This window comes from Bradyrhizobium japonicum USDA 6, assembly GCF_000284375.1.
In the GTDB taxonomy this organism is placed as follows: domain Bacteria; phylum Pseudomonadota; class Alphaproteobacteria; order Rhizobiales; family Xanthobacteraceae; genus Bradyrhizobium; species Bradyrhizobium japonicum.
This window is the reverse complement of record NC_017249.1, coordinates 8,293,542-8,306,220: the sequence shown is the minus strand read 5'-3', so window position 1 is coordinate 8,306,220 and position 12,679 is coordinate 8,293,542. Positions and strand designations below refer to the sequence as shown.

Below are 12,679 nucleotides of genomic sequence, written 5' to 3'. Positions count from 1 at the left end.
TGCAAGGATGGATCACTAGAGCGTCTCCCAGTGTTGCGGGGTAGACTCTTTGACGAGATAGCCGGTTACCGCTCGTTTCTTGTCGAGCCATATCCGCGCGGCCTCATGCACCTGCGGTGCGCCGACCGCGCGGATGTCGTCCGGCCAGCGTTGTACATCCTCGATGCATAGTCCCGTCGTCAGGGCGCGGCCATACCAGTGAGCGAGCAGTTCCTGACTGTCTTGGGCGTAGGCGACTTGCGCGGTTAGCCGCGTCTTCGCCCGCTGGAGATCTTCGGCACTCGCGGGATTACGGGCAATACCGGCGATTACCTCGTCGATGCAGCGCTCGATCAGGCTGAGGTTGGCGCCAGGCTTTGGTATGACGGAAATCTCGAATAGCGATGGATCGAGCGCGGCAGAGTGGTAGCTCGCCCTGGCGGTGACCGCGAGCTGCTTTTCGACAACCAGCGAGAGATAGAGATATGAGTTAATGCCGCCGCCCATCAACTGCTCGAGCACCTCAAGCGCTGGACCCTCGCCCGCGGCCGCGCTGCGAGTCGAGGGTACGAGATAATAGCGGCGCAGGGCCGGCTGCTCGACGCGGGCATCGGCCAGTGTCACTCTGCGCTGCGCGGCCGGCGGTGGTTCCTGCGGCCGCAGGCGTTCCTTGGGAATCGAAGGTTGCGCGGGGATGCCGCCAAACGTCTCCTTCACCATGGAGCGCATTTCCTTGGTGGCTACGTCGCCAGCGACAATCAGGATCGCGTTGTTAGGTGCATAGAAGCGCCGGTAGAAGGCAAGCGCGTCCTCTCGGGTAAGCTTTTCGATTTCCTGGCGCCACGCGATAATAGGGTGGCCGTAGGGGTGGTTGAGGTAAAGCGCCGCCATCATCTGCTCAGCAAGCCGGTTACCTGGATGGTTGGCGACCCTCATATTGAATTCCTCCAGCACGACGTCTCGCTCGGAGAGCACGTTCTCGTCCTTGAGAACGAGACCGGTCATGCGGTCGGCTTCAAATTCCATCATCTTGCCGAGGTGCTCTCGAGGCACGTGGTGGAAGTAGCTGGTGAAGTCGAACCCGGTAAAGGCGTTCTGGTAGCCGCTGGCGCGCAGCACGGCCTTGGAGAATTCATCCGCCGGATGTTTGGAAGTACCCTTGAACATCAGGTGTTCGCGGAAATGCGCAAGCCCCGATTTGCCGGGCGGTTCATCCGCGGAACCGACCTTATACCAGATCATCTGAGTGACGACTGGTGTGCGATGATCCTGGATCACAACCACCTGCAGGTCGTTCTGAAGCGTGAAGCATGCTGCTCGATCTGATCTGACCGTGCCGGCATAGACGCTAACCGCCGGAGTGGTGCGCGTCGTCGAGTCCAAGGCTTCAGGTGGCCAAATGTAACCGTCGACATGTCATGAACACAACCTTGCGCACAACGTCTCAGGAGAACTTGGCGTCTCTGGAGATTTGGGGGTAGATCAAGCGCGATATACGCTGGCACAACACTCAGCAGCTTGCCGTCACACATCTCGCTCTACACGATGAGCGGCTTGACGATTTGTCTGCCAGCGAGCAGCTCCTCTGAGTACACTGCGCCGAAGTAGTCCAGGATGAACGTGCGACAACAGCGTAGTTTATCGGCCGCGCGCATCAGGTGCCGCGGGGGAGCGCGATTGAGAAGATTTGCCGCAAAAGCCCATCGGTTGTTGACGCGCGAGGTAAACAAATGCTCAGCGATAGCTTCGATGAGACAGTGGAAGTCACTTGCCGGCCGTCGCGGTTTACGTAAGGCAAAGGGAAGCCGAGCGCACCGCTCACCGTCCTTAAATCACCTGCCAACAAGTCACTCAGATTAAGGATACCAAGGGCACCGCAGATCGCGGTCATGTGATTTGCGGTTGCAAGCCGGAGCCTGGTTGGCGCATGTTAACTACTTCGCTATTTCTCCTCTCTCTTATCTGAACGACAAGATGCCAGAAGGGCGTGGATGTAGCAGTGCCGAGCGGGTTTGATGAGGATGTGATCCTCCCGGAGGACGTTCATGCCGGCAAGATTCTGCCAACCAATCATGCCGTCCGCTGCCGGCGGCTAAAGGGCTGAAAACGGTTTGCGAGCAAGTTTTTTCCCGGGAAGGCAGAGGAGGAGATCCTCACATGGCAGGACCGGGTGTCATGGAGATCGTGCGCCGCCATCGCGCGCTGTAGCTTCGCAGTGCCGATAGACCGCGTCATTTCGGCTGATACAAGGAGGCTCTTTGCTGGCGCAAGCTGCAGATCAGGAGGAACACGAGGCTGCGGAGTCCGAGAGATAATCGATCTGCTGCTCGTCCGGCTTGATTCCGCCAGACGAAAGGACCCACAGCGCAGTCCAACTCCGCCTGCGGATACGGAAAAGATGTCGGTGCTCAAGAGTACATGCAGCAGGAAATGAGATAGAGGCCTGATCTTGCCCCGCCGATCCGGCCAATCGCTCTTCGTGTGATGCCTGTAGGCTCTACATAAAGTCATATTCCTCATCATACGGATCGTTCGCGGGCTTCGCTACACTCTCGGTATACTTGGCATTGCCGCTGTTGTCTTCAGTCGCGGCAAGATACAAAGGCGGCTTACCCGCCCGCTGCCAATTGCCGCCTTCGTTCTTCCATTTGTCATCGTGCTTGGTGGGATCTAGCACCATCATCGAGTCACTAACCTCAAGAAAGCCCAACGCTGCCGCGCGGGCTTTCGCTTCCGGATTGGAAGAGTGGGAGAGAACGAGCGGTTTGTTTCCGTCGATCTGGAGCTGATGTTCAAGCAAGATATCGCCCGCGTTCTCGACGAGCGGATGAGTAACCCGGAAAGCTATTGTTGAGGTGATTTCATCTCGTCCAGGAAATTGATGGCGCCAATCATTGTTGCCCTTGAACAGCTCACTCATGCGGCCTCCGGGTTCCGTTCTCAGAAGCCCGACGCTCTTGTTCCCAAGCTGATAGCTGAAAAAGCACGATTTCTCCGAAATAGACTTCGTGCCGAAGCGAAATGCAGTGTCCGCTGTGCGTGAGCCTTTTCGGAAACCCAGCGCGAGTATCGCTGCGGATTGGCAGCAATATCCTCTATGTCTCCCCCATAAAAATCTGCCAGCTTATTCTCAAACGAAGATTTTGAGATCTCAACCACCGGCCGCTCGTCAACCAGCGCGTATGGCGGGACTGCTGCCAAAGATGCATCAACGGAGCAGCTCGATGGCGCCAAACTCAGAGCAGAGAATACATCCAAGAATCTTGGGCTATCCGTGTGGGAGCCATCGTCCGAGCTCGTTCCCATTTCATCGAGCTCGGACGCACGTTCGCTGTTAGATAGAGCTTTAGTGTTTTGAAACATAACACGTCCTGTTATGTCGGCGAGGCCGCGCCGGAGTGGGGTTCCGCGCTCATAGTAAGCCTAGCTGTCGGCAAGCTGACAGCTAAGCATCACGCTTCGCTATTCCTGCCCGCTCTTGATCGCCTTATCTTGAACGAGCCAATGCTTTCCGGCTGCCCGCCTGAGGTGCTGCGCTGGCATCGCCGGCGTCCATCTTGCCTTGAAGGGCGAGGGACAGTCCGAAATTGTTGCGCAGCATCGGGTTTGCAGGTTCCGCCGCGAGAGCTTGGCGGTATAGCTCTTGGGCTTCCTGATGACGGCCCTCGTGATCGAGAACAACTGCTTTGGCATTTAATGCGCGCAGGTCGCCAGGGGTTGCCAATAACACGCCGTCGAGCACCTCAAGCGCATCATTCGGACAGTTGCGTGCCAGCAGGGCTCGCGCAAGAGGAATAGCCGCATCAATGTTGTTCGGCTGTTGCTTCAATGCGTCGCGCAGAGCCCCTTCATCAGCATCTCGGCCAAGCGCGTGCGAAATGCGCTCGCGCGCGGCGGGGTCGATCTCTTCGCTGTCTGCGAGGTCTGATGCGGGCCTCTGCTGCGGTGAAAGGCCATGTTTGTCTGCGGTAGCGCAACCAGCGAGCAGCACAACAGTCAGCATCGCAAGCAGAGCCGGCCGCAGCCTTGGACTGGCGGAGCACAGATATCGGCGGAAGCTGGTGTCATTAGATTTCATCGGCTACTCACAAGGTAGTGCTGCGCACTCTTAGCTTGCAGCTGTTAGGAGCCCTCCTGAGGAAGGCGCCTTTGGAAGCTTGACGGATCCGATCGGCCGGACCGTGAAGTCCGCGGCGAGATCTTGATAGGACAGAACAGGCAAGTCGATTCCGTTGCGCGTGAGAAAACCGCGCACGAAACGCCGGATATCCATCGAACCGAGGACGACAGGCTGGCTCTTACTTTGCGCGATGGTCGCATGAATCTGACGAAATTGTGCAAGCAGCTTTTCGCTCTGCCATTCATCCAAGACGAGATATGGGCCTACGGCCGTTTCCCGTACTGCGCCGCGGATGATTTCCTCGCTCTCACGCTCGATGATAAAGGCGACCACGACGCGATGGGCATTAGCATACCGGAAGCAGATTTGGCGTTTTAAGGTAGCACGAACATACTCGGTGAGCAGGACGGCGTTTTGCTCGCGCTCGCTCCATTCTGCCAATGCCTCCAGAAGCAAGCGGGTATTGCGGATTGGAATGCCTTCATCGAGCAAGCGGCGCAGGACCTCGGCGATCCGAGGGACGGTGGCCGTACGCAGTACCTCCTTCACCAGATCAGGGTATTCCTGCTCCATCCGAGCGAGCAATTGGCGGGTTTCCTGAATACCGACCAGGCGCTGTGCAAAGCGCGTCAATGTGGAATGGAGACGTAAGGCAAGAACTTCGCTTAGCCGATGATATCCGATTCCGGCGGCCTTGAGAGCCGCTGCATGCCGTTCTTCGATCCAGACCCGATTCGTTTCAGGGTCTTGTTGAAAAGGGATGCCGCTCAATTCGATGTTCGCGACATCGTCGTTGAGTGCCAAGTGCCCGGGATTGATCACATCACGCTCAACTGGCACACTATCGACATCGACCCTGAACTGCGACGAGGACAAGCTGTCGCCAATCTGGGCAGGGATCCGCGGAATGGTGATGCCAAGGTCCGCCGACACGAGCCTTGAAACACGCGAAATGCTCTCTTCCAGCTCGTCTTTGTCGATCGAATCCGTCAGGTTTGGTGCAAGGAACAACGCGATCGGAAGCGCTTCCGCATGTGCGGCCTGCTTTTGGACCGCTGCAGGAACCGGCGCCGATGCCGCGGCGCTAGCTCCTATTTTGGCGGCAGGCTTGTCGTCTTTGGGGCCGACCTTGACGTAGCTTGCGGCAGCGAACAGGACGGCCAGCACGGCAAACGGGGGCAAAGGAAAGCCAGGAACGAGCCCCATGAATACCAAGACGCAAGCGGCTAGCCTAAGTGCCTCCGTACTTGCGGTAAGTTGGTGAACGATATCGGCGCCGAGTCTGAGTTTGGAGGGTCCGTTGACGCGCGTGACAATGGTCGCGGCGGTAATTGACAGCAGCAGCGCCGGAATCTGCGAAATGAGCGCATCACCAATCGTCAAAAGAGTATATTGATGCAGCGCTTCATCGAGCGACATGCCCTTGGAGAGCAGGCCGATGCTTATTCCGCCAAGCATATTGATGCAGATCACGATCAGCCCGGCGATCGCGTCTCCCTTAACGAACTTCATGGCACCATCCATAGCGCCATGAAGCTGACTCTCTTGTTCCAAGGCGGCACGTCGGCGGCGTGCTTCGTGTTGATCGATGTGGCTGTTGCGTAGCTCCGCATCGATCGCCATCTGCTTGCCTGGTAGCGCGTCAAGCGTGAAGCGCGCAGACACCTCTGCGACGCGTTCGGCACCCTTGGCAAGAACCATGAATTGGACCATGGTCACGATCAAGAATATGACAATTCCGACCGCAATATTCCCTGAAATGACGAAGTCGCCGAAGGTGTGAATGATGCTGCCCGCGTCGCCTTCGGCGAGGATCAGCCGTGTTGTTGCAATCGTCAGCGCCAGCCGAAATACGGTGGAGATCAGGATGACGCCCGGCAAGGACGAGAAATCAAGCGGTGTGCTGAGATAGAGGGCAACCATCAGCAGCAATATGGCAAAGCCAAGATTGAAGCCGATCAGCATGTCGATCACGATGATTGGGATTGGCATGATCATCATGCCGATCGCTAGAAGCAGCATCAAGGCAACCATGAAATCCGGGTGGGCCGGAGCGCGCACGACAAAGCCGCGCAAGGTGTTGGCCATGATAGATCCCTATTGCTTTCGGATGAGGGCTGTACTCGCGCGCAATGACACATAGGTCTGGAAGACCTCGCGAGCCTCGGCCATGCGGCCAGCGTGCCGTAGCGCGTGACTGCGCAACAGCGTCATCGGTATGCGAGAAGAGGGTTGCGTATCAAGTGCGTCCAGCCGGTCCAGCACATGGAGTGCTTCCTCGCCGAGGCCCTCGGCGATGAGCGTGTAGGCTAGAATGCGGAGTAGACCGACGTCGTTGGAATGCTCGCGAGCTGCAATTCGCAACAGAGCCAGGCTGTGTGCGCTCTGCCCGCACGCGAGATGGACATATGAGAGTGCGCAAAGCAGGTCGCGCTCTGGCCCGGAGATCGACGGAATATCGCCGGATTTTGAGACTCCTGGAGCCAGGGGAACGGCGACGCGATGCAATCCATCAGGATCGGCCATGGCTAACCCTTGATTAAGCTGTTTTGGTTTTGTCGGAGCATTAGTAACCGCTGCAGCTCCTGCTGCAGGATTGCCAAGCACTCTCGCGCCGTCTTGTCTTCCGGCGTCGCCTCCAATGTTCGCGTCAAGCGTTCCAGAAGAACACCATGCTTGTCAGCGCGCAGTACGTCGGGATGACGAAGGCGCGGAACTACGAAGGAGAGTAGTCCGCGGGACAGATTGGGACCATAAAGCGAAGCCAATCTCGCGCGTGCATCTACCTCATTCGCTCCTGCTTCGCTTTCGAATAAAGTGACGCGTGAGATGGCGCCGACGGAATCGACCCCGAGCGCCGCTTCGCTCGCGCCATCAATTGGCAGATCATACGAAGCCGCATCCTGCCACGACGCCCGCTTCGTGCCGCTATCCGCATGGGCGCCTCCGACTTCGAGCTTATCACCTCGCGAAGGAGGCGAGCCGATGACTGGTGCGTGCTGGCCCGCATCTAACCCCTGCGATGAGTTGCCGGGCCCTACGGAGTTCTGAGGCAGCCTAGCCATAGCCTTCTCCTTCTCTTTTGCAGGGTAGAGACCTTAATAGGGCAAAGCGGCAGATCGGCCGTTGCGGCTGAGCAGAACTCGTCCATCCTCGATTCGATCAACGGTCCATCCATTACTTAAGAGCGCGCCGACGAAATACTTCTGCCCGGCAATAAGCAGATAAGGTTCGCTTCCGCGCCAGACGGCTTGGACAGCAATCGAAGACGGCATCTTTTCCTCTTTCACCGCGACAGCGTTCACAAGGGTCGGGGTACCATTGCTTTGACGATCGAACCATTGCTGGATTTCTTTCCATTTTGCGACGAGGTCCGGCGCAATCGTCCCTTCCGCGGTCACGACGCCGGGCCCGTGCCCGATCTTGACGTCAGGAAGGCCCTCTCGTTCGATCTGTTGGCGCAGTGATGCGGCCATTTCATCAGCAGCTCTCGCGTCAAAATGATCGACGGTTGGTTTAGCGGCAATTTCGACCGCGTGCGATGATCCGGTGCTTGGCGCCACCGCCCTATCGCCGGGGGCAAAGATGATTGAGACGGTGCCGATCGCGACAGAGCTGAGCAAGATCAGGCTGAGTGCCACGATCGAGCGGCGAGATCGCTTGCTCGAAGCAATTGGTTGGAAATCCTCTGCCGACCAGCGGATGGACATCGCGCCGGCATGAATGATCGCGGGAAGCGGCACTCTGACGCGCTCACCTGTTGCAATGCTAGCGTGACGGTCAATGCTGATTCTGGCAGCGAGCGCTTCGAGCTCGATCGAATCGCGCTGCGGGATGACGCGAAGATGATGCGGTTCGAGCCCTTGTTCAACGAAGATCATGTCCGCATCGAGGCCGCTGCCCACAATGCTCTCGCCGCCCGCCGTCTTTCCTTTGAGCCCGGTATAGACCCCCGAAAGCACCTCGAACTCAAGCGAAACAGAGTCGTTCACGATAATCCCCCGAATAACGAGAGAAGCCGTACGGCGGTGCCGTACGGCTCATCCAGACTTCGTCATTCACAGCGCGGCGACGGTAGCAACTGCGGTGAGCCACCCGTCTTGCAGAATTACTGGACGCGCTCGTCGGCGACCTTCTTCTCGGACGAGAGTTCGGTCGTAATTCTGCGCATTGCCACGGCCTGGGCCTGAACCTTCTGGCTCACACGCTCGAATTCAGCCATCTGGTTCTGGAAGCCGCTATCGCCGGTCTGCTGGGCACCAGCAGCGCCGCCATTTCCGCCAACATTGTCAACCGCCATGTCTATTTGCCTTTCTTTTGGGATAACGCTGGTTCTGATTTGTTACGAGGTGCGGGCCGGCGAGACGATCGCAGGAATGGAAAGGAACATGGGCGTACCGCCGAGCGTGCTGAGCCCGAGGTTCAGCTCCGGGCTCTTGCAGGCAGTCTCGTGCTTGGATTGCACCTCGGTCTTTTCGCCGGCGTCTTTGTGGTCTTCGGCCTTATCATGGTGACCCTCGTCGGGCACCAAGGTGTGGACCACCTTGTCAAAGACCTTGTCCACGGTCCCGCCCAGTGCCGAACCAATTGCCGCTCCGGCCGGGCCGCCTAGGTAACCGCCGGCGGCGCTTCCAATCATTTCTCCGATCATTGCGTTCTCCTATGTTCGTCTTGTTGCGCAGACGACTGTTCGCCTAGCTTCAGCGGCCTCATGCTAGGGGCGCTAGCTTTCGAAAAGCTGACGAGCCTCACGTTGAGGCGAGTGATATTTTGCGGCAGGCTTGCATCTGCTCGCAATCATCGGATCGCCCTGTCGCTCCCAGCGGCGCCCTATAGCCGGCTTGGATGAAGGCGAGTTGAGCCGTGCTTAGCTGCGCGTTCAGGAATGATTTGACTTGGCGGAACCTTCGCAGGCGCGTGGCTTGCAGGGTGGAGCACGGAAGCGGGATAAGGTCATCGAGCCGTGCGGATCTCAGCCCTCGCTTGTCCCGTTTGGCTAAGATGGCGGCTTGCGAAAGCTCACCTTTCGCGAAGTCTTGATGTTTGGGAAAATGCAGCGAGAGTTCAAGCTGTTGATCGCTCCTCGCAGATGATGTGCAGTTCCGGCGGGAGCGCTGATTGCGGTGAGGATGAGATGATTGGCTGATAACCGGCAACGTCGTGTCATTTGCCTGAAGACATGGGAGCACCGCTGGTACCAGACGAATCTTGCCAGGAGGGAATATTAAATCTTGCGATACGTTCAGCGAAGGATGCGTTTCGGACATCCGATCGATGCCAAAGTGCGTGCGGCTTGGCTCGCTGATCATCGTCAGCTTTTCGACAGGTGTTCGGGCTACCGTATCTGTGAGTTGAATGCGCGTGATGTGCTCGTGCGGTTACGGTGATGGGGCGAGAGAGGATCTCCATAGGCTGCCGGTTCTGGCAAGGGAATTAGTCGTTCGTTCGGATGAGCTGATCAGGCGCTCTCATGCAGATCTGAAGCGGCGGATCTTGGGTGACTATGCGCGTAACGCTCACAGTTTTACAGATGTCGTCTATGCAACAGGAGTGAACTAAATGCAGTATCTTCCCGTGGCCGGCCTGCCAGTGGTGGGTGCGCCCGACTCGATGAACGGAGTGGCGCCGGAGGGCGCTGTTGTCACTCCCACCTTCAACGCCATGTTGGGGCAATATGCCCCGGCGAGCTACCAGTACTTGCCGGTAGCCTCACCAGCCCTCGTCGGTACGGCCGTTGGGAGTGTCGTTCCGGTCGTCGTGGCGCCAGCCGTCGTTACGACGCAGGCGTACATGATGGCGCCTCCTCCTTCCACCATGCTGATGAGCCAGCTGAATCAGAATGCCGAGCCTGCTGTGGATCCGGTGTGGACGCATGAGGTCAAGGATGGCAAGGCCACGATCAACCTTGGGGACAAGTATACGATTACGGCCAATGAGAAGGATGGCACGTGGACAGTCCGCAACAACCAGACCGGCCATGTCACGGTCATTCATGGCGACCCGCACGTTGATGCCGACGGAGACGGCAAGGATGACTTCGATTTCAAGAAGGATATGACGTTTCAGCTCGACGACGGCACGAAGATTACTGTGAATAATGTCGACTACGGCAATGGCCAGGCCATCTCTTCAAAGCTTACGATTACGAACGGCCACAACGCGATCGTTGTCGAGGGGCTCGGCGACGACAAGGATGGCAAAAACAATCTGAGGGTGACGCAGTCCAACGCTGGGATGACCCTTGACGAGTTGACGTCTGATGGTGCCCAAACGATCCATGAGAGTGGACAGGGATGGGTCGATGGCGCCGGACGCGCCGTGAATCAGGCGAGTATCGACGACGGCGAGCAAGGGCGTGGGCCGGGCAACTACCAGTATGCAAGCGGAGCGCCCACCTCTACGGCGCCCGTCTTCTTCGTTCCTCCTCCGCCGCCGCCTCTTGCGATGGTGCCTGTTGCGGCTGCCCAGGTGCCCACGCAGTCTTCTCAGCCGGCGCCAGTGTGGTCACATGAGGTCAGGGACGGCAAGGCTGAGATCAAGCTTGGTGATAAGTATTCGATCTTGGTCGACGAAAATGACGGAACAGTGCTCATTCGTAACAGTCAAACAGGCAAGATCACCTCGATTAAAGGCGATCCCCACGTCGATGCCGACGGTGACGGCAAGGTCGACTTTGACTTCAAGAAGAACATGACTTTCCAGCTCGACGACGGCACGAAGATTACTGTCGACACCGTTGATATCGGCAAGGGCAAAACGATGGCCTCGAAGCTGACCATTACTAACGGCGACAATGCCATGGTCGTCGAAGGGCTTGGAGACCGCTTTGACGGTAAGAACAATCTCAAGGTGACGCAGTCGAATGCGGGCCGTACGCTTGATCAATTGACTTCGGACGGAGCCCAGACGATTTATGAACAACCAGGCTCGGGCTGGGTTGACCGGTCTGGACGCCAGGTGAACCAGGAAATCATCGACAGCAATGAGAATCCAGGCACAACGTCCGATGCTTGAGTTGGCCTGAGGTCTGGCTGGTACTGCGAAGCGGTTCCAGCTTATGGGATAAGTCACTGAAGTGGGCGCTAGCGCCCGCTTTTCGTGTTCAGTGAGGAGATGAAGATACTAGTACCCACTTTTCTTGGAACGTGAGTCGTGATTCAAGGTCGGGATGATACCCGAAGCAAGAGAAGTCCACCTTTCGAGGAAAGATCGCAAGGTGCTTGAGGCGTGCTGTCGCTCACCGGTGACGTTGCAGCGCGATTTGAAGCGGGCGCGGATAGTTCTGTTGGCGGCGGATGGGCGCAGCACCCGGTCGATCGCCAAGGAAGTTGGGGTCCAGCCGCGGATTGTCAGCCTTTGGCGGCATCGCTATGCCGACCATGGCCTTGAAGGGCTGCAAGACAAGCCGCGGCCTGGCAAGCAGCCGATCTATACGAAGACGACCGACAAGCGGATTCTGAAGCTGCTGGATAAGCCGCCACCGCAAGGGTTTGCGCGCTGGACCGGCCCCCTGCTGGCCGAGGCGCTGGGCGATGTCGATGTCCAATATGTCTGGCGGTTCCTGCGCAGCCACAAGATTGACCTGGTGGCTCGCAAGTCCTGGTGCGAGAGCAACGACCCGAACTTTACGGCCAAAGCCGCCGATGTTGTCGGCCTCTATGTCGCGCCGCCGGCGAAGGCCATTGTGCTGTGCGTGGACGAGAAGCCCTCGATCCAGGCTTTGGAGCGAGCGCAGGGTTATCTGAAGTTGCCCAATGGCCGCGCCTTGACCGGCCAAAGCCACGATTACAAGCGGCATGGCACCACAACATTGTTTGCGGCGCTCGAAGTCGCCACCGGAAAGATCATCGCGACCCATTCAAAACGCCGGCGCCGCGTCGAGTTTCTCGATTTCATGAACAGCGTCACCGCGGCTTTTCCGAACCGCAAGCTTCACGTCATCCTCGACAACCTCAACACCCATAAAAAGAACGAGGACTGGCTCAAGGCCCACCCCAACGTGCAATTTCATTTCACGCCGACAAGTGCGCCATGGCTCAATCAGGTCGAAGTATGGTTTTCCATCTTGCAGGGGCAGTCGCTCAGCGGCACCTCCTTCACGAGCCTCAAGCAGCTTCAGGAACACATCGATGCCTACGTCAACGCATACAACGACAGAGCCGAGCCCTTCGTCTGGACCAAGAAAAAGGTCCGTCAACGCCGTTTCAAAGGCCGCCGTATCACTCAGCTCTGATTCCGGGTACTAGGTGCGGCGGCCTCGATGAGGATCTTAGCTCTTAGCGTGATAGGGGCAGTCTGAGCTTTGGCGCCAATTCGTAGCGACAAATACGCCATAACTCAGGATCAGGCAGCAGCAACATGCCTCGATGCTGAGGGGTAGCGGTCCCCGGAGTTCTGCAGATATGGGCGCAGCGAGCGCCAAGTCTGCCTATGTTCCGGAAAATCTCGGAGGATCTCTCTAGCGCACGATCTCGCGGGCGGCTGCAGAACCAATCGAGGATAATAGATGACGAAGTTCATCGGCGGGGAGCGCTCGGGCTCGCTTAGAACGTCTGGTGCCCTGGCTAAAGAGCGCTCCTG

At 57.9% G+C, this 12,679-nt stretch carries 11 protein-coding genes and 1 pseudogene; 2 read left to right on the top strand and 10 right to left on the bottom strand.

Translation table 11 applies throughout. The features are described from left to right. Window positions 1-15 precede the first annotated feature (15 nt). From BJ6T_RS38460 to BJ6T_RS44615, 10 genes and pseudogenes are all read right to left on the bottom strand, one after another. On the bottom strand, window positions 16-1,362 hold the full coding sequence (locus tag BJ6T_RS38460; RefSeq protein ID WP_014497950.1) for a M16 family metallopeptidase: 1,347 nt from the start codon (window positions 1,360-1,362) through the stop codon (window positions 16-18). Window positions 1,363-2,476: 1,114 nt separating this feature from the next. Further along, window positions 2,477-3,285, bottom strand: a pseudogene (locus BJ6T_RS49890) (effector protein NopP). 181 nt (window positions 3,286-3,466) lie between these two features. After that, window positions 3,467-4,057 (bottom strand): tetratricopeptide repeat protein, encoded by a 591-nt coding sequence (locus tag BJ6T_RS44625; protein ID WP_014497949.1) that lies wholly within the window; start codon window positions 4,055-4,057, stop codon window positions 3,467-3,469. A 30-nt stretch (window positions 4,058-4,087) separates the two neighbouring features. Further along, window positions 4,088-6,187: a type III secretion system export apparatus subunit SctV gene (sctV, locus tag BJ6T_RS38450; RefSeq protein WP_011084609.1), complete on the bottom strand. Its 2,100-nt coding sequence runs from the start codon at window positions 6,185-6,187 to the stop codon at window positions 4,088-4,090. A 9-nt stretch (window positions 6,188-6,196) separates the two neighbouring features. Further along, window positions 6,197-6,625, bottom strand: a complete 429-nt coding sequence (locus tag BJ6T_RS38445) for a tetratricopeptide repeat protein (RefSeq protein ID WP_011084610.1) — start codon at window positions 6,623-6,625, stop codon at window positions 6,197-6,199. Window positions 6,626-6,627: 2 nt separating this feature from the next. Then, window positions 6,628-7,164: a hypothetical protein gene (locus BJ6T_RS44620; RefSeq protein ID WP_011084611.1), complete on the bottom strand. Its 537-nt coding sequence runs from the start codon at window positions 7,162-7,164 to the stop codon at window positions 6,628-6,630. A gap of 33 nt (window positions 7,165-7,197) precedes the next feature. Continuing rightward, window positions 7,198-8,091 carry a SctD/MshK family protein gene (locus BJ6T_RS38440; RefSeq protein WP_011084612.1) on the bottom strand — a complete coding sequence of 298 codons (894 nt, stop codon included), beginning with the start codon at window positions 8,089-8,091 and terminating at the stop codon, window positions 7,198-7,200. A gap of 116 nt (window positions 8,092-8,207) precedes the next feature. Continuing rightward, a complete protein-coding gene (locus BJ6T_RS38435; protein ID WP_014497948.1) occupies window positions 8,208-8,399 on the bottom strand; it encodes a hypothetical protein in 192 nt (63 codons plus the stop codon). 42 nt (window positions 8,400-8,441) lie between these two features. Continuing rightward, a complete protein-coding gene (locus BJ6T_RS38430) occupies window positions 8,442-8,750 on the bottom strand; it encodes a hypothetical protein (protein WP_011084613.1) in 309 nt (102 codons plus the stop codon). A 97-nt stretch (window positions 8,751-8,847) separates the two neighbouring features. After that, window positions 8,848-9,408, bottom strand: coding sequence for a hypothetical protein (locus BJ6T_RS44615; RefSeq protein ID WP_014497947.1), 561 nt, complete (start codon window positions 9,406-9,408; stop codon window positions 8,848-8,850). 250 nt (window positions 9,409-9,658) lie between these two features. Here BJ6T_RS44615 and BJ6T_RS38425 point away from each other — a divergent pair, with 250 nt between their 5' ends. Next, window positions 9,659-11,113 carry a DUF1521 domain-containing protein gene (locus BJ6T_RS38425; RefSeq protein WP_014497946.1) on the top strand — a complete coding sequence of 485 codons (1,455 nt, stop codon included), beginning with the start codon at window positions 9,659-9,661 and terminating at the stop codon, window positions 11,111-11,113. A 154-nt stretch (window positions 11,114-11,267) separates the two neighbouring features. After that, window positions 11,268-12,332, top strand: a complete 1,065-nt coding sequence (locus tag BJ6T_RS38420) for an IS630-like element ISRj1 family transposase (protein WP_039228620.1) — start codon at window positions 11,268-11,270, stop codon at window positions 12,330-12,332. The last annotated feature ends 347 nt before the right edge of the window (window positions 12,333-12,679 follow it).

Coding starts and splice junctions, on each gene's coding strand:
- BJ6T_RS44625 (WP_014497949.1), bottom strand. CDS start 4,057: ATGAAATCTAATGACACCAGCTTCCGCCGATATCTGTGCTCCGCCAGT.
- sctV (WP_011084609.1), bottom strand. CDS start 6,187: ATGGCCAACACCTTGCGCGGCTTTGTCGTGCGCGCTCCGGCCCACCCG.
- BJ6T_RS38445 (WP_011084610.1), bottom strand. CDS start 6,625: ATGGCCGATCCTGATGGATTGCATCGCGTCGCCGTTCCCCTGGCTCCA.
- BJ6T_RS44620 (WP_011084611.1), bottom strand. CDS start 7,164: ATGGCTAGGCTGCCTCAGAACTCCGTAGGGCCCGGCAACTCATCGCAG.
- BJ6T_RS38435 (WP_014497948.1), bottom strand. CDS start 8,399: ATGGCGGTTGACAATGTTGGCGGAAATGGCGGCGCTGCTGGTGCCCAG.
- BJ6T_RS38430 (WP_011084613.1), bottom strand. CDS start 8,750: ATGATCGGAGAAATGATTGGAAGCGCCGCCGGCGGTTACCTAGGCGGC.
- BJ6T_RS44615 (WP_014497947.1), bottom strand. CDS start 9,408: ATGATCAGCGAGCCAAGCCGCACGCACTTTGGCATCGATCGGATGTCC.
- BJ6T_RS38425 (WP_014497946.1), top strand. CDS start 9,659: ATGCAGTATCTTCCCGTGGCCGGCCTGCCAGTGGTGGGTGCGCCCGAC.
- BJ6T_RS38420 (WP_039228620.1), top strand. CDS start 11,268: ATGATACCCGAAGCAAGAGAAGTCCACCTTTCGAGGAAAGATCGCAAG.